Genomic DNA, 25,098 nt, shown 5'->3' with positions numbered 1-25,098 from the left:
CGACAGGCTACTTCTGTCCTCCTTCCCCGGAAACATGCATCCTGAGAATTGATGGACACGGCGGGATTCACGCAATGCGCGAAAGCCCCTTGAAGAGGACACAGTACGCATTGCGTATAACGATCCCCTTAATCCCCTGAAACATCCCTTTTCAGAAGACTGTAGATCTCCAGATCCGTATAGACCCCGCCGGAAAGAAGCTCCCCGTCCCGTTCAACTCCTTCCAGGGTAAAGCCAAGACGCAGTGGAATCCTTTTGCTCCCTTCGTTTCCAACGGCGCACTTTATCTGTATCCGGTTCATTCCCAGCTCGCTGAAGGCAAACTTGCAGAGCCGCTTCACCGCCCGGGTCACGATCCCCCGCCCCTGCCGGTCTTCCGACAGCCAGTAGCCTATCTCGGTCTTTTTATTCTGTCTGTCGGTATCCTTGAAACCGACAAGCCCGATGAAGGTATCCGTATCTCGAATCGAAAAAACATGCTCGAAACGATCCTCAGGGGCATCCACAACGGAAGAAACAAACGCCCGGGAGTCTTCTAGGCGTATTGTTGTTTCCACAAAGGGCAGCCACCTGCCAAGATACTCCCTCTGTCTGTCGATGGTACGGAAAATATCCCCGGCATCGGTGGCGTGTAATTCCCGCAGGGTAATGGTTTTATCTATCTGAAAATCCATATAATCTGTATTTCATCCTGTTTTTGGAACAGAGATGCACAGCATACCAAGGATTGAGGAGAATCACCGCCGAACCTCAGAGGGCGCCGAGTTTTCTCCTGTCACCTTCTTCCCCTCTGCGTCCCTCAGCGACCTCTGCGCAGTTTCCTCTCTGCGTTACTCTGCGGCCTCTGCGTCCCCTCCGCGGCCTTCCCCTCTGCATCCCTCAGCGACCTCTGCGCGGCCTTCCCCTCAGCGACCTCTGCGCGGTCTCCTCTCTGCGTTACTCTGCGGCCTCTGCGCGGTTTCCTCTCTTCTCCCTACTTCACCCGCTTCTCTCCAGCCTCCAGCAGTCCTTTCAGCTTCGCCGCCGGGTCCTGAAACTTGCTCAAGAGAATCATCGCAGCGATTATGTAGGGCTTGTAGCTTGCCTGCTTGTACAAAGGTATCCGGTAGCGGTCAAAAACAGAGGCAGCCACCTCGCCCTGCCTGCAGCTCACACCGCTTATGTCCGCCGGCAGACAGTGCAGATAGAGGGCTTCTCCCCCCCGGGTCCCGGCCATCAGCTCCTCGCTGCACTCCCAGTCGGTGTGTTTCGCATTCTGTGCAAGGAGCTCCTTCTCCAGGGCCTTGATTCCGTCGAAGTCGCCCCGACCGTAGAGCTCCGTCCGTTTTTCCATGGCAGCGAAGGGTGCCCAGCTCTTGGGGTAGACAATGTCTGCTCCGGCAAAGGCCTCTTCCATGCTGTTCACTCGCTCAAAACTCCCCCCGGACCTTTCAGCGTTTTTCCCGGCCACAGCCTCCACCTCCGGCATAACCTCGTAGCCTTCAGGATGGGCCAGCACAACCTCCATCCCGAAGCGGGTCATCAGACCGATTACCCCCTGGGGCACCGACAGCGGCTTTCCGTAGGAGGGACTGTAGGCCCAGGTCATGGCGATTTTCCTGCCCTTGAGCTTTTCCACACCCCCGAAATGGTGAATCAGGTGCAGCATGTCCGCCATCGACTGGGTGGGGTGATCAATATCGCACTGCAGGTTCACCAGGGTCGGTCGCTGCTCCAGCACCCCCTCGGCGTGTCCCATCTCCACCGCCTCGGCAACCTCCCGCATGTAAGTGTTCCCCTTGCCGATGTACATATCGTCCCGTATCCCGATCACGTCCGCCATAAAACTGACCATATTGGCGGTTTCCCTCACCGTCTCGCCGTGGGCAATCTGGCTCTTTCCCTCGTCCAGGTCCTGCACCTCAAGCCCCAGCAGATTGCAGGCCGAGGCATAGCTGAAGCGCGTCCTGGTCGAATTGTCTCTGAACAGGCTTATCCCCAGCCCGGAATCAAAGAGCCTGCAGGATACATTCTCCTCTCTCAAAGCCCTCAGCGCATCCGCCGCCAGAAAGGTCGCGGCAATCTCGTCGTCCGTTTTCTCCCAGGTCAGCAGAAAATCCTTCAGGTACATCCCGCTTCCCTGCTTTTTGGCCAGCTCAGCTATCAGAGCTTCAATCCTTGTCCGTTCCATCTTCTCTCCGTTTCAATCCAGTTTTTTTTCAGGGCGTACCCCTCACCGCATACGCGGCTCGGGTCGGGCTCCTCCGGGCTCCGCCTTCCGGCTTCGGCCCGGCCTCAATCGGCCGGTCGCCTGACGGCCCCTCCGGATCCCTTACGCTCGTCGCGACTAAATCTTGCCCAGGGCCTTCAGCACCTTTTCCGGACTGAAGGGCCAGTCCCGCATCCATACCCCCACCGCGTCGTAAATCGCGCTGGCTATGGCGGGAGCGGCCCCGTTCACGCTGATCTCCGACACCGACTTTGCCCCGAAGGGCCCGAATGGGTCGTCCGTCCGTACCAGCACGGATTTAAAATCCTCCGGGATATCCCCGATCATGGGAACCCCGTAGCTCCTCAGGTCCGTGGTCAGGCAGCGGCCGGATTTGTCAAAGATCATCTCCTCGTACAGGGCATGTCCCATGGATTTGACCACCGCACCGTAGATCTGCCCCAGGGCGTACTCGGGGTTGATGGGGGTACCGCAGTCTTCCAGAGCGTAGTACTTCTGCACCGTAACCTTCCCGGTGCGGGTGTTCACCGCCACCTGGCAGAAGTGGGCACCGTAGGGAAAGGAGAACTTATCCGTCACAAAGGAGGCCGAGGCTATCAGCTGTCCTGTGCCCTCTCCCCCCTGGGTATGCCAGGCCAGTTTACGGTAGCTCAGCTCGCCCTTTTTACCCCGGGCGATTCCCGGAGCAGCCAGCTCGATATCCTCTTCCTTCTCTCCCAGAATCGCGGCAGCCTCCTTTTTAATCTTGCCCGCCATCTTCAGCGCCGCGTTGTAGGTGGCCCCGCCGGAGAAGAAGGTTCCGCTGGAGGCGTAGGCCCCGGTATCGAAGGGAGCCATATCGGTATCCCCGGACTGAACGGTAATCACCTCCAGCCCGCACTTCAGGACCTCCGCTGTCATCTTGGCGCTCACCAGGTCGAGACCGGTACCAAGGTCGGCCCCCCCGGACTGAACCAGGAAACTGCCGTCTCCAAGCATTTTGATGGTAGCGTTGGCGGCATCCAGCCCCGGGAGCCCAGAACCCTGCTGCACCGTGGCGAATCCCTTGCCGATCCTTACATCCGGATCGCCGGAATCTTCCCGCCTGCCCCAGCTGATCATCTCAGCCCCCTGTTCCAGGGCAGGACCCAGACCGCAGCTTACCGCCGGCGCCGCCGCACCTTCCCGGCCTTCACCAAGGCATTTGAGAATCTCCAGCATGGCCCCTTCGGTTACCCGGTTCTTCTCCACCAGTTCCAGATGGTCCATCCCCAGCTCCGCCGCCAGTTCCCGGACTGCGAGCTGCAGGGCATAGTTCCCCTTGGGAGCCCCGTAGCCCTGGTAGGCCCCCGTGGGAGGCCGGTTGGAGTAGCAGGCCACGACCTCGAAGCCGGCGTTGTCGCACAGAAACAGGGGTAGGCTCTTGGAGACCCCGTTCATGGGCACCGTCAGGGCGTGGGCACCGTAGGCCCCCTGGTTTGACTCCATCTTCATGAACATGGCCGTAAGCCTGCCGTCCTTTTTTGCCCCCAGCTTGACGGTAATGCGCATGGGTTTTCGGGTGGAGTTGGCGATGAACTCCTCCTCCCGGCTGTACTGATGGAACACAGCCCGCCCGGTTTTCCAGGCGCAGAAGGCGGTAAGTTCCTCCAGAACAATATCCTGCTTCGATCCGTAGCCGCCGCCCACACGCTCCTTGATTACCCGCACCTGGTTTTCAGGCAGGTCCAGCAGGGTGGCGACAATGCGACGTACGTGATAGGGCACCTGGGTCGACGCATGAATAACGAGCCTGTCCCCTTCGACCCGTGCATAACAGGTATGGGTTTCCAGGGGAGTACACTGGATCTGGGTGGTGGTATAGGTCCTTTCGATTACCGTATCAGCTTCGGCGAAACCTTTTTCAAGATCACCGATACCCCCGGAAACCGAAGCGGCTATGTTTTTCCTGGGGTTCCCGCCGATGGGGAACTGATAGAGTACCGGTTCTTCCCCGTCATCCGCCCCGGCGTTCAGTTCATTCAGATCCTCCGGAGCTCCGTCGACATACTCGATTCTTCCGCCGTGAATAATGGGAGCATCCTCCGCCCAGGCATCGTCCCAGTCCAGCACCACCGGCAGCAGTTCGTAGTCCACCTTTATCAGGGAGAGGGCCTTTTCCGCTGCCTCATCCGTCTCGGCAACCACCACCGCCACCCGGTCGCCCACGTGGCGAACCTTTCGTGAAATCAGCATCCTGTCGTAGGGGGATGGTTCGGGGTATCCCTGTCCGGCCTGGCTGTAGGTCCGCTGCGGTACGTCCTTATGGGTAAAAACCGCCACCACACCCTTCACGGCCTCCGCGGCCCTGGTGTCGATGGATCGTATCCTGGCATGGGCGTGGGGACTCCGCAGGACCTTGAGAATGCAGCTTCCCGGTTCAACCCGGTCTTCAACGTAGACCTTCTCACCCGCGACCATGCGGGCGGAATCCTTCTTGGGCGCCGGTTTGCCGACTATGCTGTACTCTTCCCCGAATTCGGGGATTCCCTCGTTTTTATAGGACGGATCCTTCATGCGGGCGGCGGCAATGCGTACGGCATCGAAAAACTGTTCGTAGCCGGTAGCCCGGTTAAAGAGCCCGGAAAGGGCATCCTTCACCGCCTCCCGGTCGGGATCGGGATTTCGCTTCAGGAGTTCATGAATCATCAGCGCCGCCGCGGGAGAATTGTAACCGGACTGCACGCAGCCGGCTTCCAGCATGGCCTGCTGTACGAAGCTCGGGTTTCTGCTGCCGCCGTAAAACTCTATCGTGCGGACCTCCCGCCCCTCCAGCTGGGGGGCCAGCAGCAATCCCGAAGAGACGGCCTTTCCGTCAAGGATAATCGTGTCGGAACCGGCGAAACCGCGGCCGTTATCGGAATCCCGGATCGAGGCGATGCCGTTGCGCTGCAGAACTTTCTGTGCCTTCTCCCCCGGGGCAGTTTCGAAGGAGATCTCCCTTCCGTTCAGGATAAAAGTTACCTTCATTTGAGCACCTCCTCTGCCAGACCGCGGACAAGATCGGCGATCAAAACCGAGTTGATATAGGTTTTATACTCCCGGCTTCCCAGGATATCCTCCTCGGGATGAATCGCCCCTGCCACCGCCACTTCCAGGGCCTGTCCGGATTCCAGGAGTTTCCCGGAGACAATCCCCTCTTCGATTTCTCTCAGGCGCATCGTTCTCGGAGCAACACAGCCCGCCGCTACCACGGCTTCCTTAACAGCGCCCCCTTCAGCCCGCATCCAGGCCGCCGCGCTTACCACCGGCAATGCCTGGTGTGACCGGGACTCCTTTATTGCCCGGCACGCTCCCTCCAGGGGAGGAATGCGAAAACGGATTATCAGGGTCTCGTTATCCCCGTCCACATACTCATTTACTGATACCGGCCCGGCGACTGTTTCCGCCACGGCTCCGAGGGCCATCAGTGTGGGTATCAGGTAGGAATCGGGCCTCTTTGCTCCGACGTTACCGCCGATGGTCGCAATATTGCGGACACTTCTATTGGGAATAAATCCCGCCGCCCTGCGCAGAACATCAGGTATAAGATGGCTGTCTGCAATATCCTGTAAAGTGGCACCGGCACCGATCAGAAACTCGTTGCCCTCCCGGGAAATACCGGACAAATCGAGCCCGGAAATGCTTACCACCTTCTCCGGGCGGTGGCCATGCTTCAAAAAAGGTGACCGGTTCACCTGGGTCCCCCCGGCAAGAAACACATAGCCCGCCTTGTTAAGCTCCACGGCCTCTTCAATACTCGAAGCGAGTTTATAGTCCTGCATCATCCATACCCCCTCTACCTGTTCTCCATAACTCTCAGCGACCTCTGCGTGGCCCCAATCCTCAGCGTCCCCTCTGCGTCCTCACCGGCCTCTGCGTGGTATCTTCTCTGCGTCCTCAGCGGCCTCTGCGTGGCTATTCCTCCGCGTCCTCTGCGCGGTCTCTTCTCTGCGAACCTCAGCGGCCTCTGCGTGGCTATTTCTCCGCGTCCTCCGCGTCCTCTGCGTCCTCTGCGCGGCCCCAATCCTCAGCGTCCCCTCTGCGTCCTACCAGCCTCTGCGCGGCTATTTCTCCGCGTCCCTCTGCGTCCTCTGCGCGGTCCTTTCTCCCCCTGCACGGTTTCCCAGGCTCGGCTAGACAATCCCCGCTTTTTCATAGAGTCTCGACGCCGCCGCATTTGCCCTGCGACTCAGATCCTCCTCGTCTATGCCGGTAAGACGTCCTTTTTCCACCACGAGTTTTCCGTTGACAATGGTGTAATCCGTTCCATGGTTGTAACCGGAAAAGATCAGCGCCCCCAGAGGATCCGACAGGGAGCCTGCATACTCCAATTTATGCACATCAAAGAGGGCTATATCCGCAGGTCCGCCCTCTTCTATTATACCAGCTTTTTCGAAATTCAGGAGTCTGGCTCCGTTCTCGGTCGCCATCCGGAAAACGTCCCGACCTGTTAACGCATCGGCACCATGGGCAACCCGCTGCAGGAAAAGAGCATTCCGGATCTCCCCGAGCATATCTGAAGAATCATTTGAAGCAGAGCCGTCCACCGCCAGGGCAACGTTTATCCCCATCTCCTTCATCTCTTTCACCCTGCAAATCCCCGATCCAAGGCGCATGTTGGAAGTCGGGCAGTGGGCAATCTGACAGCCCGTCTCTTGCAGGACTGAAAGCTCATCATCGGTAAAATGGATTCCGTGGGCAAACCAGACATCGGGGCCCACAAAGTCACAGTCCTCCATCACCTTCAAGGGCCGCCGCCCCAGGGTTCGTTCGCAGAATTTATTCTCGTCCTTAGTTTCCGCCAGGTGGGTATGCAGCAGCACCCCGTACTTTCGCGCCAGAGCCGCGGTATCCTTCATTGACTGTTCGGACACCGAAAAGGGACTGCAGGGGGCAAGGGCTATTTTTCGCATGGAAAAAGGATCGGAATCATGAAACTCCCGGATCACCCGCTCGGAGTCGACCAGGATATCGTCTTCACTCTGGACTACCGTATCCGGAGGCAGCCCGCCGTCCTTTTTGGAAAGGCTCATGGATCCCCTGGTGGGAGAAAAGCGTATTCCCGTGTCTCCGGCAGCCTTGAACTGAAGGGCCATAATATCAGCCCCCACACCTCCGGGATACAGATAATGATGGTCGGTCGTCAGGGTACAGCCGGTTTTAAGCAGTTCCGCCGTAGCCAGAGCTGTGGACCAGTAGATGGCATCCTCATCCAGATATTTCCAGATTTCATATAAATAGACCAGCCAGGTAAAAAGCTTGGCGTTCTGCACCGCCGGAAGATTTCTGGTAAGAGTTTGATAAAAATGGTGATGAGTATTTACCAGGCCGGGAATTACCACATGCCGCGAAGCATCTATTACCCTCCCCTCAGCATCTGCAGGCATAGCAAGATTCGAACCGACTGCCTCGACGCGGTTTCCCCGGATCAGAACATCCACTCCAAAGCTGCCCGGATCATCCGCCGACTTTACCAGGTAAAAACAATTCTTCAACAAGATCATAGCCCCTCCAAAAAATCCATCATGAGTACTGATTCAGAACAGAGATGCTCGCTTCAAAGATTCACCCCGGAGTCGCAGAGAACACAGAGTTATCTTCCATTTACTCCTCTGCGACCCTCCGCGGCCTCTGCGCGCCCCCTCATCTCTGCGTCCTCAGCAACCTTTGCGCGGCCCCTCTCCATCCTCTGCGTTACTCTGCGACCTTTGCGCGGCCCCTCTCCATCCTCTCCGTTACTCTGCGACCTCTGCGCGGTCATCTCCATCCTCTGCGTCCTCAGCGGCCTCTGCGCGGCCCCTCCATCTCTGCATCCTCAGCGGCCTCTGCGCGGTTCCTCTTCATCCTCTGCGTTACTCTGCGAAATCCTACATATACCTCCGCACCCGCTCGTTAAACTCCAGGATCAGTTCATCAAGTCTGTCCTTGGCCCGGTAGATATTCTCCCAGTAATCCCTGTCGTACCACTGAGCGTTTATCTCGGCATAGGTTTTTCCCTGCTGCTCCACCCAGGTGTAGTATTTCAGGTTATGAATACGCTTGCGGTCCTCATAACGAAGCTCCAGCAGGGCGTCGATACCGGTTCTCCGGAGAAGTTCAAAGTCCGCCACGGCGTTGTCCCTGGTGTAGGGTCCCCGCTCCGCGTTAAGCTCCGCAAGACGGGAGGTGTACATAGCTTCCGAATCGGTGAAGACCGTCATTACCACATCTTCTTCCGTCAGTTCATAGTATTTGGCAAATTTGATGGCCGTGAGCAGATTACAGATACTGCTTATACCCATCACGTTCAAAACCTCGATCAGGGACGGATCCACTCCTTTTTCTTTCAGGTAGGCCTTGCCCAGGGCTTCGTTAAAGAGCCGTAAAAGTCTCATGGTCGCTTCGTCGTCGATGGCTACAACCATATCGGTATTCTTCAGATTGTGTATCCAGGGTACATGCTTGTCACCGATTCCCTCGATGCGATGTCCGCCGAAGCCGTTGGAAAGCAGGGTGGGACACTGCAGGGCTTCACTCACCGCAAGTTTTGCCCCGGGGTAGACCCGCTTCAGGTACTCACCGCTGGCAGTGGTTCCGGCGGAACCCGAGGAGACACAGGTACCGGCAAAACGGTCTTTGGGTCCCATTATCTGCTTCAGAACCTTTTCCATTGAACGGCCGGTTACCTCGTGATGCCAGAGATGGTTTCCGAATTCTGAGAACTGGTTGAAGATAAAAATGCTGTCTCCCCGCTCGGCATTGAGTTCGGCGCACTTGTCAAAGATCTCCTTTACGTTGCTTTCACACCCGGGGGTTGCAATGGTCTCGTCCGCCATCTTCCTGAGCCAGTTGAAACGTTCCTGTGACATTTCCTCCGGGAGTATCGCTACGGATTTACATGCCAGCAGGCGGGAAATATAGGCCCCTCCCCGGCAATAATTACCAGTGGAAGGCCAGACCGCCATGTTCTTTTCCGGATCAAACTGTCCGGTCACCAGAGTCGGGGCCAGACAGCTGTAAGCGGCTCCTACCTTATGGGCGCCGGTGGGAAACCACTTGCCCACAAGACCGACAACCCGGGCCCTTATTCCCGTCAGGGACGAGGGAATTTCGATATAGTTAACCCCGCTGTAGGTGCCGCCGGTCTCCAGAGCTTCGTTCTCCCAGGTTACCCGGTAAAGGTTTCGGGAATGGACCTGGTTCAGCCCGATACCCTTGAGCTCTTCCTTGATTTCGGCCGAAACAGTATCGGGATCCGCCATCTCCTTGTATGTCGGCAGAAGAATCCCCTGCCGGGCACAGAGCTGTGCGTTTTTTTCAATCTGTGCCTCATGTACGGTCAAATCAATCATAAATCCTCCGGAACAATAGTTTTCAGTTGTTCAATAAATTCCATTAAACTGTTCAAGGCGATCTTCCTGCGGTATGTCGCATTGGATCGCTGGTCATCGATAGGTTGTATACGTGTTTCCGCGGCTTCTGACACTGCACGGGTGTCTATCTCTTTCAGCGATGCGCCCTGTACCAGGGATTCCGCCTCCGACAAACGGATTACCGTTGGCGCCACCGCGCCAAGGGCAAAACGGAAATCAAGGACCTTTCCCTTATCTATCTCTGCGTAACCTGCGGAGGAGAGTTTTGACAGGGCATTGGCTTTTCGGGTCCCCACCTTGCGGTAGTAAAGCCTGCCTTTCTCAGGCAGCAGGGGAAGCTCAATTCTCAGGAGTATTTCATACTCCTTGAGGGCGGTCTGTCCGGGACCGGTAAGGAATTCGGCAATTGGAAGACTCCGTTCTCCCTCCCGGGAAACAGCTACAACCTTGGCCTGATGCACATACAGGGGCGGCAGGCTGTCCGCTGCAGGGGAGGCGTTACAGATATTCCCTCCCAGGCTGGCCCTGTTCCGGAGGGCAGGGGCCGCGATCAGCTGCACGGCCCGGCGAAGCAGTTCAGGGGTTCCAGGAAAAGCCAACAGTTCCGCCATGCTGACCCCCGCGCCGATCCGCAGCGTACCATCCACGATTTCCAGGGTTTTCAGCTCATCCAGGGCATCGAGAAACAGTACCGGGGACTGTATCTTCGGAAGGGTCCCGGTGTAACCACGGTGACGCACCATCAGATCGGTCCCTCCGGCAAATGGCAGGGCCTTATACTCAGCCCTGAACTCCAGAGCATCCTCAAGCCGTGTCGGTCGCAGTCTTTTCACCAGGCGACCCCCTGCTCCCGTGCCCTGCGCGCGGCCAGCATCACACCATCGATAATCATGTCATAACCGGTACAGCGGCAGATGTTTCCCGAAAGGGCCAGGCGTATCTCACCCTCCGTCGGATCGGGGTTCCCCTTCAGAAGGGCCAGGGTTGCCATCATCATGCCGGGGGTACAGAAACCGCACTGCACTGAATGGGCCTCAGCGAAGGCTTCGCTCAGGATTTGTCCGGCCGCACTTTCCCGAAGACCGTCGATGGTCTCAACGCGGGTGCCTTCGACCTGTGCCATGGGGATAAGACAACTGTTCACCAGTCTGCCGTCCATCAGAACACTGCAGGCGCCGCACTCCCCCTCTCCACAGCCCTCCTTGGTTCCTGCCATGGAGAGGTTCTCCCGCAGGATGTCCAGAAGCCGTTTCATGGGGTCGGCCTGTACCAGAACAGGCATACCGTTTACAAAGAATTCAATCGTCATTGTTCATAATCTCCAGTAAGCGTTCCGGGGTAAGGGGAACATCAGGACAGTCCCTGCCCGTGGCCTGCTCAAGAGCAGCGCAGAAAGCCGCGTGTCCGCCATCATGGACGATCTCTCCCACCCCCTTGGCACCAAAGGGGCCGTACTCATAGGGATTGTCCAGGGTACAGGCTCCCGTACGGGGAAAATCCAGGCTGGTGGGAACAATGTAGTCCGCCATGGTACGCTGACGAAATACCCCGTCACCGTCGACTTCAAGATTTTCAAGACAGGCGTAGCCCAGGGCCTGGCTCATGCCCCCCTGGATCTGGCCGGCCACGACCCTCTCATCAATGGCGACTCCCACGTCATAGACACCCCAGGCCCCGAGGACTGCGGGTTCCCAGGTCACGGGATCCACCTCGACCTCGACCACGTTGATCCCCCAGCCGAAGGCCGGATAGGCGTCCCCGGTCAGGGTCTCCTGCTTCCAGCGGACATAGGGGGGCATGGAGTAGTGCTCCTCGATCTCCTGGACCTTTCCGCCGACCCACTCCTTTTTCAGCCGCTCTGCCGCCTTCTGAACCAGGTATCCCACAATCATCATGGTCCTGCTCGCCACGGTGGGACCTGAATTGGGAACCTTGTCGGTATCGGGGTTGTCGTAGCGGATCCTTTCCCGGGGGAGGTCAAGAATGCGGGCCACAATTTTTGGAAAGGTAGTCTGTGGTCCCTGCCCCATATCGATGTTGGCAATAAGAATGTCCACGCTGTCGTCGGCGTTTTTCCGCAGGGAGGCCTTTGCCTTTATAAGACGCTGCTCTCCGTCGCCGGTAAAACCGCAGCCATGGTTGAAAAAGGAGATGCCGATACCTTTCCAGGGCTCCTTCCGGTACCGTTCACGTTTTTCCCGGAAGCCGGAAATCTCCAGGGCTTTTTCTATAAGGCGGTCCATGATGACGTCTTCGTGGATTCTGCCGCCGGTGATGGTGGGGTCCCCCTTGGCAGCGACATAGGGCATCCGGTAATCAACAGGATCCGCCGAGAACTCCCTGGCAGCCTTCTCCATGTGCATCTCCAGGGCGTAGATAGCCTGGGGGGCCCCGAAACCGCGAAAAGCGCCGGAGGGCACGGTGGAGCTTGCCACCGCCCTGCCCCGAACCCGCACATTGGGGAAATTATAGACCCCGTTGGAGGTAAAGATGGCACGCTGCAAAACTATCAGGGAGTAGCTTTCGTAGGCACCGCCGTCGATGATTATGTCGTAATCCATGGCTGTGATCCGTCCATCCGCGTCATGGGCGGTGCGGATCCGGGTCCGTGAGGGGTGCCTCTTGGAGGTCCAGGAGAGGTCCTCGAAACGGTCGAAGACCATCCTCAAGGGTTTTCCGATTTTGACGGCAGCCACCGCCAGGGGGGCTCCCATAATCTCAGGGTAGTCCTCCTTGCCGCCGAAGGCGCCGCCGGTGGTTGTCTCGATGACCCTGACCTCATAGCCCTCGCCCAGTACCTCTTCCACGGAATGCTTAACGTAATAGGGGCACTGCATGGACCCCTGAACCACCACCTTCCGGTTCTCTTCCTCCGTCCAGGCCATGAGCCCCTGGGGCTCCATATAGAGCTGTTCCTGAAACCCGGTGGAGTATTCTCCCTCCACGATCCGGGCCGCAGAGGCGAATGCTGCGTCGGGATCGCCTTTTTTTATATGGAGATCGGCATAAATGTTGTCTGTTCCATGGATGGGACCGCCGACACAGGCAAGCCCCTCATCGATACCTGCAGCGGGGATTCCCGCCTCGTAATCCACCTCGATTTCCTGAAGGAGTTCGTCAACCATGTCCGGGTCGGGGCCCGCCAGAATGAGGATGATCTGTCCCCTGTAGCGGATCTCCTTTTCCGCAAAGGCGGGCAGGTCGTTCTTGATCAGGGCTATATGGTTGGCCGCAGGGATATCCCGATAGTCAACCGCATGGTAGCCCTCGGGGAGTTCCGGTAGTTTGATGGAGCGTATTATCCCCCGGGAAAAAGGTGCCCGGTAAAAACGGGCGCACAGCATATCATCATGGGGATAATCGGCAATATAGCGTGCCCGCCCTTCGGCCTTGGCCCTGCCGTCGGCCCGGGGAATCGATTTGCTTATATCGGCACTCATGACAGGCTTACTCCCTTTTTGGCAGAGTCGATGTCCTTCAGGCCGTTTCCGGTAATCAGTACTGCCACTGTGGCTCCGGGATCTATTTCATCCTTCATCTTTACGAATCCGGCCCACGCGGCGGCGGCGGCGGGTTCAGCGAATAGTCCGGACCGGGAGGAGAGGCTCCTCTGGGCGGCAAGGATTTCCCGGTCGCTCACGATTACCGCTTTTCCACCGTGGCGCTGAAGGCGTCCCAGGGCAAAGAGTCCTCCCCGGGGTACATCCACAGAGATGGAGTCGGCAATCGTCGACGACGCGACGGGTGTCCCGAAACTGCCGGCATCCAGGGCACGGCTTATGGCCGCAGAACCCTCCGCCTGGACCGCAACGCAGCAGGGCATCCGGTCTGCCAGCCCCAGGCTGAACAGATCCTCGAAGCCCCGGTAGACGCCGCTCAGGATTACCCCGTCTCCGGTAGGGACGAAGACGTAATCCGGTACACGGCCTCCCAGCTGTCGGAAGATCTCCAGGGAGACGGTCTTCTTGCCTTCAATGGTCAGGGGATTGTGGGCGGTATTCCGCGAGAGTCCGCCCTCCCCGGCGACACAGGCCATGGAGCGGTCGTATGCCAGGTCGTAGGTTCCGTCGACCCGAATCAGGTCCGCACCATACTGAAGGGACTGAACAAGCTTGGCAGGCGGAGCAGAAGCAGGAAGAAAGAGCTTAACCGAAAGTCCCGCCGCGGCACCGATTCCCGCCATGGAGGAGCCGGCATTGCCGGTGGATGCCACCACGATGCGTTCGATGCCTTCCCGTCTGGCGTAGGCGGCCACCAGATAGCTGGCCCTGTCCTTCAGGGATCCCGTGGGATTCCGGCTGTCATCCTTCAGAAAGAGTTTTGGAAATCCGGTCTCCCTGCGCAGAATTTCCGGTTCCCACAGGGGCGTCTGCCCCACGGGAACCGGGGGAAAGTACTCCCGTTCCACCGGCAGCAGATCCAGGCTGTCCCAGTCCCGGGGGAGCTGCCCTTCCGGACGGAACTCCAGGACCCCCATCAAGGGCTGGTCCGGGGTCTGCCGGGATGCGCAGTCGTCGCAGAGCATCCGTTCAGGGGTAAATTCGTACTCCCGGCCGCAGAGGCTGCAGGCACAGCTGAAACTGATCATGCCCCGCCTTTTCCTTCCTGCCCTTCCAGGGCGTAGGGCAGCATGGCGTAGAAGGCGGAACAGATAACAAGATCCTCCACCCGGGTCTTTTCGTTGGGGGCATGGGCCTGGTTCTCATCCCCCGGGCCGAAACCTATGGCGGGGATTTTGTGCCGTCCCGTTACCGCCACCAGGTTGGTGGAAAAGGTCCACTTGTCGATTACCGGGGATTTTCCCCAGAGCGCCTCGTAGGCACGCCTGCCGGCCTGGACTATCTCGTGCTCCTCGGGGATCTTCCAGGTGGGGAAGTAGAGTTCCTGGCTGTAGTCGGCCTCCTTCCATCCCCGCTTCTCGTATCGGGGCATGCTGACGCTTACGGCGGATTCATCTTCACCGATGGCCCGGGCCATGTACTCCTTTACCTGGGATATGGCCAGCTCCTTGTCCTCCCCCCAGGTCAGTCGCCGGTCAAGATAGAGCATGGCCTGATCCGGAACGGCGCACTGGCTGGGACCCTTGACATCGATCTGGCTGACGACGATGGTCCCCTTTCCAAGGAAATTGTCCTCATCAGGCTTGAGGTCGCTGTTCAGCTGCTCCATTGCCAGGGCTGCCCGGGCAGCCTTGTAGGCTGCGCTCTCTCCCCGTTCCGGGGCCGAGCCGTGAGCGGAGACACCTTTCAAGCGGGCGACCATCTCCATCCTGCCCCGGTGTCCCCGGTAAAGCCTGCAGGATGTAGGTTCGGTGGAGACGGCGAAATCGGGCTTCAAACCCTCCTCCTCGATCAGGTACTTCCAGCACATCCCGTCGCAGTCCTCTTCCATAACGGTAAAGGTAAAATAGACCGAGTACTCCCCGTCGTAGCCCAGCTCTTTCAGAATACGTCCGGCGGTAATCATCGAGGCGGCTCCCCCCTTCTGGTCCGAAGCACCCCGACCATAGACAAAGCCGTCGGAAATCTCTCCCGAAAAAGGATCTTTCTGCCACTGGGCGGGATCTCCCACCTCGACGGTGTCGATATGGGCGTCGATGGCCAGCTTCTTCGGGCCCGATCCGACCCGTGCTATTACACTCCCCAGGCCGTCGATCCGCACCTCGTCGAAACCGTACTGTTCGCACATCTCTTTTATGCGAAGACAGACATCCTTTTCAGCGGAGCTGTAGGATTTAAGCCTGATAAGATCGCTCAATACCCGGGCCGCCTCGTCACGATAGCCTTCAGCCTTCTTCAGAATCATTTCTTGTACGCTCATTAATTTCCCCTGCCTTAAGTATAGTATAGTTTTTTACGGCGTGATTCGGTCCATTCGCTCCCAGAGGCGCCGCGCCTGTTCCGCCGCATCACGGTATATATCCTCCCGGGGAATCCCCGGGAAACTCCGCTTTTCCATGACGATCCTTCCGTTTATCATGACCGTCTCTACAATGTTCGATGCCATGCCGAATACCATATGTCCCGCGATATTCTCCGGCTCAAGAGGCGTTGGAGAGGCATAGTCCGCCACAACCAGGTCGGCGGTATAGCCCGGTTCGATCCGACCGAAAGGCCTTCCGAAACTCTTTTCCAGAATACGGTTACCTGCAGCCAGAGCTGCCAGGAAGTCCCCCGGCCAGAGAGGCCCCTTCTCGTCCTTATGCTTGAAGTAGGCGCTCTGCATCTCGGCGAACATATCCGATCCGATACCGTCGGTTCCCAGGGCCCAGTTTTCGAGGCGGGGAAGATTGGGATTGTAGCCCACCCCGTTATTCATGTTGGACCTGGAGTTGTGCACCAGGAAGGCCCCGCGTTCGTTGATGCGCTCCACTTCGTCGGGGTTCAGATGGACACCGTGGACCAGGATGCTGTTGTCTCTGACCAGACCGAAGTTATCCAGCCGGAAAACCAGGTCTTTTCCGTAATTTATGTGGGAATGGGAGACGTCCCAGGCATCCTCCGCCAGGTGCACATGAAAACCCCGGCCGCGCTCTTCACAGGCATCAGCCAGGAGTTTCAGGGCGGCATCCGGCAGGGTGCAGGGGGCATGCCCCCCGATATGGGCCTCCGTCAGGCCGGACCAGGTCCCCGCTTTTTTTTCAGCATCGATACTCCGGGCAAAGGCGATGTTCTCGTCCACCCCTTCCTGCATCGCCTCTTCACCATGACGGTCGGTCACCTCGTAACAGGTGGTCCCCCGCAAACCCGTCTCCTCGAAGGCTTTTTTAAGAACATCCAGGGACCCGGAAATGAAGTTCGGCGAGGCGTGATGATCGATCACCGCGGTGGTGCCTGCGCGGATGGCATCCAGAGAACAGATAAGCCCCGAAGCACGAAGACTCCCGGAGTCCAGAGCCCGGTCCAGTCGCCACCAGAGATTCTTCAGAATGGAGACAAAATCCGGGGTGTCCCCGATATTCGCCATGATCCCCCGGGAAAGGCCGGAATAGAAGTGGGTGTGGGAACAGACGATCCCGGGGAAAAGCAGTTTTCCCGACCCATCCACGGTTCTTTCGACTCCCGCAGCATCGAGTCCCTTTCCGACTTTGATTATGGTATCTCCCTCCACCAGAACATCCTCATTATATCGTATCCGGGGAGGATCAAATTCCACCAGGGTCGCATTGGTAAACAGAATCATACCGCACCTCCCGAGGAAAGTCGGGTAAAGAGGTGGGGTCTTCGATGGTGAAGAAGCTCAAAGAGCCGATAAAAACGCGCTTCATCATCCCGTCCTTCCGAGCGCTTGAAGGCCTCCCCCAGGTCCAGGGTCTGTACCCGTCCCTGAAAACGTACGCGGAGGCTCCCGTTCTCAAGGAGCCAGCCGGGGTTGCTGCTGTTTTCAAAATCCGCCGGACTGCTGAAAACCGTGGGCTTGTCCGCGTAGGGGCGTCCGTCCCAGGGGCAGAACTGTCCGCAGTTGCCGCACTCGTTGCAGTAGGCATCGATATGCACAATCTGAAAGGCATCGTCAAATTGCTCCTGCCCCGCGGTTTCCACCTTTATATTGGCCCGGTTGGGGCAGACATCGACGCACTTGTTGCAGAGGAAATCGCATTCAAGACAGCGGGACTTTTCGGTGGCGCAGAAGGACGCCGAGTCGTAGTCGGACCGGGGATCCGGCCTGGAAGAGAGATGCCCTTTCTTGACGGCGATGTCCGCCGTCCGCTCCTCCGGATCCAGGTAGGGAATAAGCTCGCTCCGCTCCCAGAGGGAATCGCTTTTACGGCAGATGGCGTCGGCGGCCCTGCGGCCTTCGGCGATGCAGTTGACGATGGTGGATGCCCCGGTCCGGCTGTCTCCGATGAGAAAGATGTTTTCCCGATCAGTCTCCCCGCCTTCCCCGGTGGGAACCATGCCCTTTACATCGGGCTCGAGACCTGCGCTCTTCAGAGCATCGGAATCGGGATCATCACCCACAGCATAAATCAGACTGTCCGCCTTAATCTCTTCCGTCCTGTCCGTCGGAACAGGGCGCCTCCGCCCCGATTCGTCGGGTTCTCCCAGCTCCATTACCCGCAGGGTAAGACTGCCGTCGGCGCTAAAGCGTTCAGGGTTCCTGAGCCAGCGGAAGGAGATCCCGTCCTCCGCGGCGTATTCGTACTCCTCCCGGCTGGCGGGCATCTGCTCGAAGGCCCTGCGGTAGGCAATCTGAACCTCCTCGACTCCGGAACAGCGCAGGGCCGCCCGGGCGCAGTCCATGGCGGTATCCCCGGCCCCGATAACCACGACCCGGCGGCCCACCTTAAGGCGGGAGGGGTCGCGGTTGAACTGGGTCAGGAAGGAGAGGGATGGATAGATCCGCTGGCTGTCACCCTCTATGGGAAGCTTTCGGCTCCGGTAGGTTCCGAGACCCAGAACAATATAGGTGAATCCTTCTTTTTTGAGGGCTTCAATATCGATATTCTCATCCACCCCGAAGCGGAACTCCACTCCGTGCTGGCGGATAAAATCTATGTCCCGGTCAATGGCCTCCCGGCTTATCCGGAAGTGGGGCACCACGTAGCGCACGACACCGCCGGCATCCTCTTCCCGCTCAAGGACGGTTACGGAAAAACCTTCCCGGGCAAGGAAATAGGCCGCAGAAAGCCCCGCGGGCCCTGCTCCTACGACAGCGATCCGCTCAGGATGCCGGATCTCCGGCTTGACCCAGCGGCGCTGATACTCCTCCATACCTTTGAGCAGGGAGATCTTCTTGACCTCCCGGATGTTGAGGGCGCCCTCGTAATCCAGGCGGGTACAGACCAGCTGACACTGGTGGTCGCAGATGTGGCCGGTGATTGAGGGCAGGGCGTTGCGCTCGTAAATGCACTCCAGGGCCTCTCCGTACCTGCCCTCCCCGGCCAGGCGCAGGTATTCCGGAATATGCTGACCGATGGCACAGGCACTGACGCAGGGGGCTACATAGCAGTCGAACAATGGCAGTTCCCCCGGATTATGGACCGCATCGCTGCCCCGGAACTCCTTGGAGAGGCTTCGGTCCCTCAGGGAAGAGGCGGCAAGACTTTTCAGGGCCTGTACGTCGATGCGTTCCCTCTGCCAGTCGGCTTCAGGAAGCTCTTCCAGCAGCTTTGCAAGCTGGACCTGCCGCAGGTATCCGCCGGGCTTCAGAAGCTCCGTCGCCAGGGTGACCGGCCGGATACCGGTGGCGAAAACCTCCGCAGCGTTATGGATACTTATTCCGCCGGAAAAGGAGATGGGCAGTTCTCCGCCGAACTCCTCGGAAAGCCGGGCGGCAACGTTAATTGAAAGGGGAAAGAGTGCCCGGCCGGAGAGGTACATCTCCTCTCCCGGAAGCCGTCCCTGGTTGTTTCTACAGGCCAGGGTATTGGTCAGTTTGACCCCGAAGTTCCGTCCCGAATCCGCCGCCAGCTTCCGCAGCCGGGAAAGAATCTCAAGGGCCCGGGGAAGCTGAAGATCGTGTTCGAAACTCTCCGGATTGAGCTCCACATAGGTGTAGCCCAGGCCGTCCAGGATTTCCCGGACCGTCCCATAGCCCAGGAGGGTGGGATTCAGTTTTACATAGGTATCCAGCTTCTGCTCCCTGAGCATGTAGGAGCAGATCGCCTCGATCTCCTCCGGAGGGCAGCCGTGCATGGTGGAGAGGGTCACGGAACCGCAGATTTTACCGGAAACCCTAAAATCGGACAGAACCCGGCTGCGCCGCTCAAGTTCCGAGCCCTTCAGCAGCTCCGGGAGCATCTGTTTTGCCTGGTCGATCCAACCTGAAAAAAGCTTTTCCGACGAAGAGTCTTTCATGCGGCGGAGGTAGCGCTGCATGGGCTCACTTTTGATCCCTTTAAGATCGTAGCCGACGCTCATGTTGAAGACAAAGGAGCGCCGGTTTTCCGTCCGCCGGAGACCGAAGAGCTCTTCCAGAAGGTGCAGAATAATCCAGGCTTTGGCGTACTCCTGCCAGGCCTCATCCAGGGAGAGTTCCGTGGACCACTCGGTATTGTAACCCTCGTCGGCGGCATCGATACAGGGTTTTTCGATCTCCAGGGAGTCGAGGATCTGCACGGTTTTCAGCTCGATAAAGCGGCTTCCCGTCAGGTAGGAGGCGATAATGTTCGAGGCCAGCTGGGTATGGGGTCCCGCGGCGGGCCCAAGGGGAGTCTCCATGGGATTTCCGAAGATGGAAAGGCTTTTTCCGTTCTTCTTGCGAAACCACGAATCCTCTGGAAGATCGAAGATCGACCCGCCGTCCCTGTATTCTTCGAAGATCCGCGTTAAAAGCTCGTCAAAAGGCAGAAGCCTCATTGCATCTCCCATTACACACTCCTTGTCGGTCGTATAAACTCGCCCCAGCCGGCCTCCAGGGCACCCCGCCGGCGATCAAAGACAGTCCGGCCCCGGACCAGGGTCTTTTCCACCCTGCCGGTAAAAGTCCTGCCCTCAAAGGGAGTCAGTTTCCCCCTGGAGAGGAACTGGTCTCCCCGGACCGTCCAGTTTTCCCTGGAATTTATCAGAACGAGGTCGGCGTCCTTGCCGGTATCGATGGAACCCTTGCGGTCAAAAAAGCCGTAGCGCCTGGCGGCATTTTCCGAGGCGACTTCGAGAAAACGGGAGAGGGACAGCCTGCCGGCCAGGTAAGCTTCTGAAAAAAGAAAGGGCAGCATGGTGCCCGTTCCGGCGATCCCCGCGGAGTTCTTCCAGATGTCCCTTCCGGACTTCTCCCCCGCCGTTCCCGGGGCATGGTCCGAGGCCACAAACTCAATGGTTCCCGCCTTCAGCAGTTCCCAGAGCTTCTCCCGGTTACCCGCTTTCTTGATCGGCGGGGCTATCTTCAGGACCGCCCCCTGGGCGATAAAGTCATCCAGGCTGAAGGCCAGGTACTGGGGACAGGTCTCTCCGCTTATCCGGCAGCCCTCCGGCTGCGGAGCGGCCAAAAGCCGTGCCGCCTCGGCGGTGCCGATGTGTACGATATGCAGGTTTCCCCGGGCTTCCGCGGCAATCCGCAGGGCACTTGTAACGGCAAGGACCTCCGCCAGCTCCGGACGGGCAAGATACCAGGCCTCCGGGTCCCTGCGCCTTTTTTCCAGTTCCTCCGAGGCATTGACCACGTATTCGGCATCCTCGGCGTGGAGCAGCACAATGCTGCCGAGACCTGCGGCGATCTCCAGAACCTTACGAAAGCGCCAGTGGTCCAGAGCACCCCAGACCTCTTCCATCCCCGATACGGCGTAGACCTTGAAGCCCATTACCTGTTCGGCTATGGAAGCCATGGACTCCTCGCAGCCTGCGTCGAAGAGCTGCCGCGAGACGCCCCCGAAGAAGCCGAAATCCACATGGGCTTTCGGAGATACTATGTTCAGTTTTCCCTGAAGGGACCGGGAATCAGTTACAGGAGGCAGAGAGGTACAGGGCATGTCGATTACAGTGGTCACCCCTCCGGAGACTGCTGCAGCGCTGCCGTGGGCAAAATCTTCCTTGTCAGTATAGCCGGGGTCATAAAAGTGAACATGCGGGTCAATGCCGCCGGGAAGAACCCAGCAGTCCGATGCGTCCAGTATCTCGTCATCGTGATTCGCCGTAAGATCCCGGCCGATTTCGACAATACGGCCGTCCTGCAGCCTCAGGTCTTTTCGGAGGAATTCATCCTCGCCGCTGAAGGCAACCAGTCCGTTCTTAACGATCATAGCCTACCCCGTACCGTTATTTCGCGGGCCTTGGCATAAGGAGGGCCGGAGGTGAATAGCCGAACCTCTCCGTTCAAGGTCCAACTATTCTTTTTGGGTTTAACCTGAAAAAAAGAATAGGAAAAATCAGTCCGTCAGATAGCTGTACCCGGAACATTTTTTAAGATCCATGCAGCGTACACAAACCATACTAAAACCGCTCTCATGGACTGTCAAGTTTTAAAGGCGTGGAAGAAGGAAAAAAGGCGGACCCTCCTTAAGGGAATCCGCCTGCAGATAAGCCGGAAGATGTTCTGATCAGTCGAACTGAAGCCCGCCGTTCTGGTCAAGGATTTCACCGGTAATGAATCCCGACATGGGAGAAGCCAGAAAGCGTACAGCGTGGGCAAACTCTTCCGGTTCACAGAAGCGGCCCACGGGGATCTTGGCAAGCACGGCGGCCCGCTGTTCGTCATTGAGCTGCTGTTCCACCATGGGGGTCCGAACATAGGCGGGGGCAACGGCGTTGCAGGTGACCCCGGTCTTGAGGGTCTCCGCGGCAATGGAGAAGGTAAGACCGTTGATGGCGGCTTTGGAAACCGAATAGGTGGTGCCCGCAGTAATCCCCCCGGATTTTGACGCGAAGGAGCTGGTGTTGATAATCCTGCCCCACTTTTTCTCGATCATCGCCGGCAGACAGAGCTGAATAAGATAGAAGGCGCCGTCCAGGTTGACCGCCAGAACCTTGTGCCACTCTTCGGGGGTGGTGGCGGCGACCTTGTTGTTGGAGAGGATTCCGGCGTTGTTCACGAGGACATCCACGTCCCCCACCTCAGTCCTGACCTGCCCGATAGCCTTTTTGCAGGCCCCGAAATCGCTGATATCAAAGGCGATGGGATAGCAGTCCTGTCCCAGTTCCGCGGCAACCTTGTCCAGGGCCTCTTTTTTTACATCCGCCAGAACGACCCGGTACCCGTCTTCGATTAATCCCTTTGCGACTGCCTTACCCATGGTCCCGGCGGCGCCGGTTACCAGGGCGATCTTTTTTGCTTGATTCATATATCCGCTTCTCCTAAAGGTTATGCTGTAATAGAACCAGTCTGTAACACTCAGCGCCGGTGGTCAAGGGAAAGATGTATTCAAACATCCAGTTTTCTTTTACTTTTGTGTACAACCTGTCGGTTTTCCTTAACTATTTGTATTCATTTTCACCGAACCGGAAAATACAGCTGAATAAGACAGTACATACTTACATTATTACCTCTCCTTATCATCTCCCATTTTTCATGATACAATACTGTACACAGAGGGATTCCCGCAGCTGCCGGAACATCAGGAGAAGCGTATGCGCCTTGACAGGAACGCCATCGACAAGAGCATTCCGATTCCACTTTACTATCAGCTGAAGCAACACCTGCGGGATTACATCGATACATGCAGGGTGGGAGACCCCATCCCGACGGAGAACGAACTCTGTACACGTTTTGAAATAAGCCGTCCCACGGTACGCCAGGCAATCACCGAACTCGTGGCCGAAGGATACCTGGTACGAAGCAAAGGCAAAGGAACCTTTGTCACCAGGCCGAAGGTGCAGCGGGACTTCCGCCTTGCCTTAAGCAGTTTCAACCAGGAGATGCGGGACAAGGGTGTCAGCCCCAGTACCCGTGTTCTGGACCTTTATCAGACAAAGGCCGATACCGCGGTAGCGGAAAAACTGGGCCTGCAGTCAGGGGACACAGTGTTCTTTCTGCGCCGCCTGCGTTCCGCCGACCGGCAGCCCCTGATGATAGTAAACACCTTTCTGCCCGCAGGACTTGTTCCCGGCTTCGATTCCCACGACTTCAGCCAGGTCGCCCTCCATACTCTTTTATCTGAAACTTATGCCTTCGAACTGACCCTGATGCGGCGTTCCATTGAAGCCATTGCAGCCCCAAAGGAGGAGGCCACCCTCCTGGAGATAAAACCGGGCAGCCCGGTCCAGTACACAGAAACCATCGTATATACGGATCAGGATATTCCCATCGAGTTTTCCCTGGGCTGGTACCGGGGCGACCACAGCAGATTCACCCTTGAAGTGCGGGCGGAATAGACAGTATTCCCTCGGGATCAGTGAAAAACCTTGCCGCCGTCAACCACCAGGGTCTGACCGGTAATGCTGTCGGTTTTGATAAAGGTTTTAACCGCATCGGCAACATCTTCCCTCTCGGCAGCCTTCCCGATAAGGGCGGATTTCCTGGCTTTGTCAGCGTATTCAGGGGCCAGGTTTTCCGTCATTCTTGTCCCTTCCATGAGCCCCGGAGCTACACTGTTAACCAGTACGGAGGGAGCCAGGGCTACGGACATGCAGCGGGTAAGGTGGATTAAACCCGCCTTGGAAACGCAGTAGGCAATGCTGCTGCCGGAAGGACTCAGTCCTGCAATGGATGAGATGGTAACAATCCGGCCGCCCTTCTCCTTCATCTTCGGTCCGATCGTTCTCATGGCCAGATAGGGAGCGGTCAGATTGTAGTTGATAATATCATTCCACAAAGCGGGATCCAGAGATTCGAGGTCCGAGAAATTGACCCACTTATTGAAGGCCGCGTTCAAAACCAGAGCGTCGATCCCGCCGAAGCTCGAAACCGCGGCATCCGCCATTTTACCGATGCCCTCTTCGGTGGTAACATCGGCACTCACGGCCACCGCTTCCGTACCCATGGATCTCAGTTCCGCTGCATAGCCTTCGGCCTTCTCCCGGGACTTCAGATACACCAGAACGATTTTTGCCTTTTCCGCGGCAAGACTCTTACAGATGTACCATCCAAGTCCTCCGGTACCCCCGGTAACTACAGCCGTTTTTCCCTCAAGCTTCATACGTCCTCCATTTCTTTCTTATAAAACACCGTCTGAATTACAGAATCTTACACCAGATCCTGCAGTTCAGGAATCAGGGTCAATTCCGATAATTTCCCCTGTCCGTACTTTTTTGCATTTTCTATACAGGATTCAGCAATACGCCGATTGGCAGCCCCTGTATTGGACGCCACATGGGGAGTCATGATTACATTGCTCAGGGTACGCAGGTCCGCACCGGGAAGGGGAACATAGGGTTCCGCTGCGGTAACATCCAGGGCAGCACAGGCGAGTCTGCCGTCCTTCAGAGCGGAAAATAAATCCTGTTCATTTACAACTCCCCCCCGGGCAGTATTGATGAGTACGGATCCGGATTTGAAATACTCCAGCCTTTCGGCATTGAGAAATCCCCGCGTATGGGGATTGAGATTCATGTGAAGGGAGACAAAATCAGCATCTGAAACAGCCTCTTTAAAACTTGTGGTGAACTCATCAAAAAGATCGGGAAAAGAGCTGTGGATTCCTTCATTGATATCAAAAGCGACTATTCGCATACCAAGACCGAACTTTGCTATGGACGCCAGGGTGCGGCCGATTTTTCCGAAACCGATAAGCGCGAGGGTCTGGCCTCTGAGCTCCCGGGCCATTACCGGGTTCCATCCTCCGGATTTAACCTCCCGATCAAGGGTAACGATATGCCGTGCCGCAGCCAGCATGAGCGCAGCTGCATGTTCAGCCACCGACTGGTCAAGAGTCCCCGGCGTATTCGCTACGAGAATACCAAGCTCCCGGCATAATTCTACAGGGACAGCATCATACCCAACACCATAGCGTATGAGCAGGGAGCCTTTTTCAAGACCCCGGTAGAACTCCTCCGGATAGGGCTCGTGGCTTATTACAAAACACTTGACCTTCTCCTTTTTTTGCAGCTCGAGCATCTTCTTCCATTCAGTCCAGGGAAGAAGCGCTTTAACCATTCCCGATTCATCAAATACTCCAGGGACACGTTCATGAAGGTTGGGTTCCAGAATAAACATCGCATTAAC

18 protein-coding genes are annotated in these 25,098 nt (G+C 57.5%); 1 reads left to right on the top strand and 17 read right to left on the bottom strand.

Annotation, left to right across the window (positions count from 1 at the left end):
* Positions 1 to 128: 128 nt before the first annotated feature.
* The 15 genes from B4O97_RS14110 to B4O97_RS14040 all read right to left on the bottom strand — a co-directional run bounded on the left by B4O97_RS14110 (position 129) and on the right by B4O97_RS14040 (position 22,279).
* Positions 129 to 674 carry a GNAT family N-acetyltransferase gene (locus B4O97_RS14110; protein ID WP_083051769.1) on the bottom strand — a complete coding sequence of 182 codons (546 nt, stop codon included), beginning with the start codon at positions 672 to 674 and terminating at the stop codon, positions 129 to 131.
* Between the two features lie 299 nt (positions 675 to 973).
* Positions 974 to 2,170: a knotted carbamoyltransferase YgeW gene (gene ygeW, locus B4O97_RS14105; RefSeq protein WP_083051768.1), complete on the bottom strand. Its 1,197-nt coding sequence runs from the start codon at positions 2,168 to 2,170 to the stop codon at positions 974 to 976.
* A gap of 156 nt (positions 2,171 to 2,326) precedes the next feature.
* The gene (locus B4O97_RS14100) at positions 2,327 to 5,197 is read right to left on the bottom strand and encodes a molybdopterin-dependent oxidoreductase Mo/Fe-S-binding subunit (protein ID WP_083051766.1); all 2,871 of its coding nucleotides are present in this window, start codon (positions 5,195 to 5,197) and stop codon (positions 2,327 to 2,329) included.
* Positions 5,194 to 5,994, bottom strand: a complete 801-nt coding sequence (locus B4O97_RS14095) for an FAD binding domain-containing protein (protein WP_083051765.1) — start codon at positions 5,992 to 5,994, stop codon at positions 5,194 to 5,196. Before B4O97_RS14095 ends, B4O97_RS14100 begins: the two co-directional genes overlap by 4 nt.
* Positions 5,995 to 6,342: 348 nt before the next feature.
* Complete coding sequence (locus B4O97_RS14090) at positions 6,343 to 7,713, bottom strand: 8-oxoguanine deaminase (RefSeq protein WP_083051763.1); 1,371 nt, start codon at positions 7,711 to 7,713, stop codon at positions 6,343 to 6,345.
* 363 nt (positions 7,714 to 8,076) lie between these two features.
* Positions 8,077 to 9,540 carry a pyridoxal-phosphate dependent enzyme gene (locus tag B4O97_RS14085; protein ID WP_083051762.1) on the bottom strand — a complete coding sequence of 488 codons (1,464 nt, stop codon included), beginning with the start codon at positions 9,538 to 9,540 and terminating at the stop codon, positions 8,077 to 8,079.
* Positions 9,537 to 10,394, bottom strand: coding sequence for an FAD binding domain-containing protein (locus tag B4O97_RS14080; RefSeq protein WP_233143065.1), 858 nt, complete (start codon positions 10,392 to 10,394; stop codon positions 9,537 to 9,539). Before B4O97_RS14080 ends, B4O97_RS14085 begins: the two co-directional genes overlap by 4 nt.
* Positions 10,391 to 10,870, bottom strand: coding sequence for a (2Fe-2S)-binding protein (locus tag B4O97_RS14075; protein WP_083051758.1), 480 nt, complete (start codon positions 10,868 to 10,870; stop codon positions 10,391 to 10,393). Before B4O97_RS14075 ends, B4O97_RS14080 begins: the two co-directional genes overlap by 4 nt.
* On the bottom strand, positions 10,860 to 13,001 hold the full coding sequence (locus B4O97_RS14070; protein WP_083051757.1) for a xanthine dehydrogenase family protein molybdopterin-binding subunit: 2,142 nt from the start codon (positions 12,999 to 13,001) through the stop codon (positions 10,860 to 10,862). The genes B4O97_RS14075 and B4O97_RS14070 overlap by 11 nt, the downstream gene beginning before the upstream one ends.
* Positions 12,998 to 14,149, bottom strand: coding sequence for a threonine synthase (locus tag B4O97_RS14065; RefSeq protein ID WP_083051755.1), 1,152 nt, complete (start codon positions 14,147 to 14,149; stop codon positions 12,998 to 13,000). The genes B4O97_RS14070 and B4O97_RS14065 overlap by 4 nt, the downstream gene beginning before the upstream one ends.
* Positions 14,146 to 15,381 (bottom strand): YgeY family selenium metabolism-linked hydrolase, encoded by a 1,236-nt coding sequence (locus B4O97_RS14060; protein ID WP_083051754.1) that lies wholly within the window; start codon positions 15,379 to 15,381, stop codon positions 14,146 to 14,148. Before B4O97_RS14060 ends, B4O97_RS14065 begins: the two co-directional genes overlap by 4 nt.
* Before the next feature lie 33 nt (positions 15,382 to 15,414).
* Entirely contained in the window at positions 15,415 to 16,743 is a 1,329-nt protein-coding gene (ssnA, locus tag B4O97_RS14055) for a putative aminohydrolase SsnA (protein WP_083051752.1), read from the bottom strand.
* A complete protein-coding gene (gene ygfK / locus B4O97_RS14050; RefSeq protein WP_083051751.1) occupies positions 16,740 to 19,874 on the bottom strand; it encodes a putative selenate reductase subunit YgfK in 3,135 nt (1,044 codons plus the stop codon). Before ygfK ends, ssnA begins: the two co-directional genes overlap by 4 nt.
* A complete protein-coding gene (locus B4O97_RS14045; RefSeq protein WP_083051749.1) occupies positions 19,874 to 21,241 on the bottom strand; it encodes a dihydroorotase in 1,368 nt (455 codons plus the stop codon). The genes ygfK and B4O97_RS14045 overlap by 1 nt, the downstream gene beginning before the upstream one ends.
* Positions 21,242 to 21,538: 297 nt before the next feature.
* A complete protein-coding gene (locus B4O97_RS14040; protein ID WP_083051748.1) occupies positions 21,539 to 22,279 on the bottom strand; it encodes an SDR family NAD(P)-dependent oxidoreductase in 741 nt (246 codons plus the stop codon).
* 286 nt (positions 22,280 to 22,565) lie between these two features.
* On the opposite strand from B4O97_RS14040, the gene B4O97_RS14035 reads away from it, so the two are divergent.
* Positions 22,566 to 23,309, top strand: a complete 744-nt coding sequence (locus B4O97_RS14035; RefSeq protein WP_083051746.1) for a GntR family transcriptional regulator — start codon at positions 22,566 to 22,568, stop codon at positions 23,307 to 23,309.
* A 17-nt stretch (positions 23,310 to 23,326) separates the two neighbouring features.
* On the opposite strand, the gene B4O97_RS14030 is transcribed toward B4O97_RS14035, so the two are convergent.
* Positions 23,327 to 24,073 carry an SDR family NAD(P)-dependent oxidoreductase gene (locus tag B4O97_RS14030; RefSeq protein WP_083051745.1) on the bottom strand — a complete coding sequence of 249 codons (747 nt, stop codon included), beginning with the start codon at positions 24,071 to 24,073 and terminating at the stop codon, positions 23,327 to 23,329.
* Between the two features lie 47 nt (positions 24,074 to 24,120).
* Positions 24,121 to 25,089, bottom strand: coding sequence for an NAD(P)-dependent oxidoreductase (locus B4O97_RS14025; protein WP_158084308.1), 969 nt, complete (start codon positions 25,087 to 25,089; stop codon positions 24,121 to 24,123).
* Between the last annotated feature and the right edge of the window lie 9 nt (positions 25,090 to 25,098).

It is taken from the genome of Marispirochaeta aestuarii, assembly GCF_002087085.1.
GTDB lineage: Bacteria > Spirochaetota > Spirochaetia > JC444 > Marispirochaetaceae > Marispirochaeta > Marispirochaeta aestuarii.
Note: the sequence above shows the minus strand (reverse complement) of the source record. Positions and strands in the feature narration are given on the sequence as shown.

What these genes read in the sequence shown, in the direction of transcription:
- B4O97_RS14110 (WP_083051769.1), bottom strand. Translation starts at nt 674, where the DNA reads ATGGATTTTCAGATAGATAAAACCATTACCCTGCGGGAATTACACGCC.
- ygeW (WP_083051768.1), bottom strand. Translation starts at nt 2,170, where the DNA reads ATGGAACGGACAAGGATTGAAGCTCTGATAGCTGAGCTGGCCAAAAAG.
- B4O97_RS14100 (WP_083051766.1), bottom strand. Translation starts at nt 5,197, where the DNA reads ATGAAGGTAACTTTTATCCTGAACGGAAGGGAGATCTCCTTCGAAACT.
- B4O97_RS14095 (WP_083051765.1), bottom strand. Translation starts at nt 5,994, where the DNA reads ATGATGCAGGACTATAAACTCGCTTCGAGTATTGAAGAGGCCGTGGAG.
- B4O97_RS14090 (WP_083051763.1), bottom strand. Translation starts at nt 7,713, where the DNA reads ATGATCTTGTTGAAGAATTGTTTTTACCTGGTAAAGTCGGCGGATGAT.
- B4O97_RS14085 (WP_083051762.1), bottom strand. Translation starts at nt 9,540, where the DNA reads ATGATTGATTTGACCGTACATGAGGCACAGATTGAAAAAAACGCACAG.
- B4O97_RS14075 (WP_083051758.1), bottom strand. Translation starts at nt 10,870, where the DNA reads ATGACGATTGAATTCTTTGTAAACGGTATGCCTGTTCTGGTACAGGCC.
- B4O97_RS14070 (WP_083051757.1), bottom strand. Translation starts at nt 13,001, where the DNA reads ATGAGTGCCGATATAAGCAAATCGATTCCCCGGGCCGACGGCAGGGCC.
- B4O97_RS14065 (WP_083051755.1), bottom strand. Translation starts at nt 14,149, where the DNA reads ATGATCAGTTTCAGCTGTGCCTGCAGCCTCTGCGGCCGGGAGTACGAA.
- B4O97_RS14060 (WP_083051754.1), bottom strand. Translation starts at nt 15,381, where the DNA reads ATGAGCGTACAAGAAATGATTCTGAAGAAGGCTGAAGGCTATCGTGAC.
- ssnA (WP_083051752.1), bottom strand. Translation starts at nt 16,743, where the DNA reads ATGATTCTGTTTACCAATGCGACCCTGGTGGAATTTGATCCTCCCCGG.
- ygfK (WP_083051751.1), bottom strand. Translation starts at nt 19,874, where the DNA reads ATGGGAGATGCAATGAGGCTTCTGCCTTTTGACGAGCTTTTAACGCGG.
- B4O97_RS14045 (WP_083051749.1), bottom strand. Translation starts at nt 21,241, where the DNA reads ATGATCGTTAAGAACGGACTGGTTGCCTTCAGCGGCGAGGATGAATTC.
- B4O97_RS14040 (WP_083051748.1), bottom strand. Translation starts at nt 22,279, where the DNA reads ATGAATCAAGCAAAAAAGATCGCCCTGGTAACCGGCGCCGCCGGGACC.
- B4O97_RS14035 (WP_083051746.1), top strand. Translation starts at nt 22,566, where the DNA reads ATGCGCCTTGACAGGAACGCCATCGACAAGAGCATTCCGATTCCACTT.
- B4O97_RS14030 (WP_083051745.1), bottom strand. Translation starts at nt 24,073, where the DNA reads ATGAAGCTTGAGGGAAAAACGGCTGTAGTTACCGGGGGTACCGGAGGA.
- B4O97_RS14025 (WP_158084308.1), bottom strand. Translation starts at nt 25,089, where the DNA reads ATGTTTATTCTGGAACCCAACCTTCATGAACGTGTCCCTGGAGTATTT.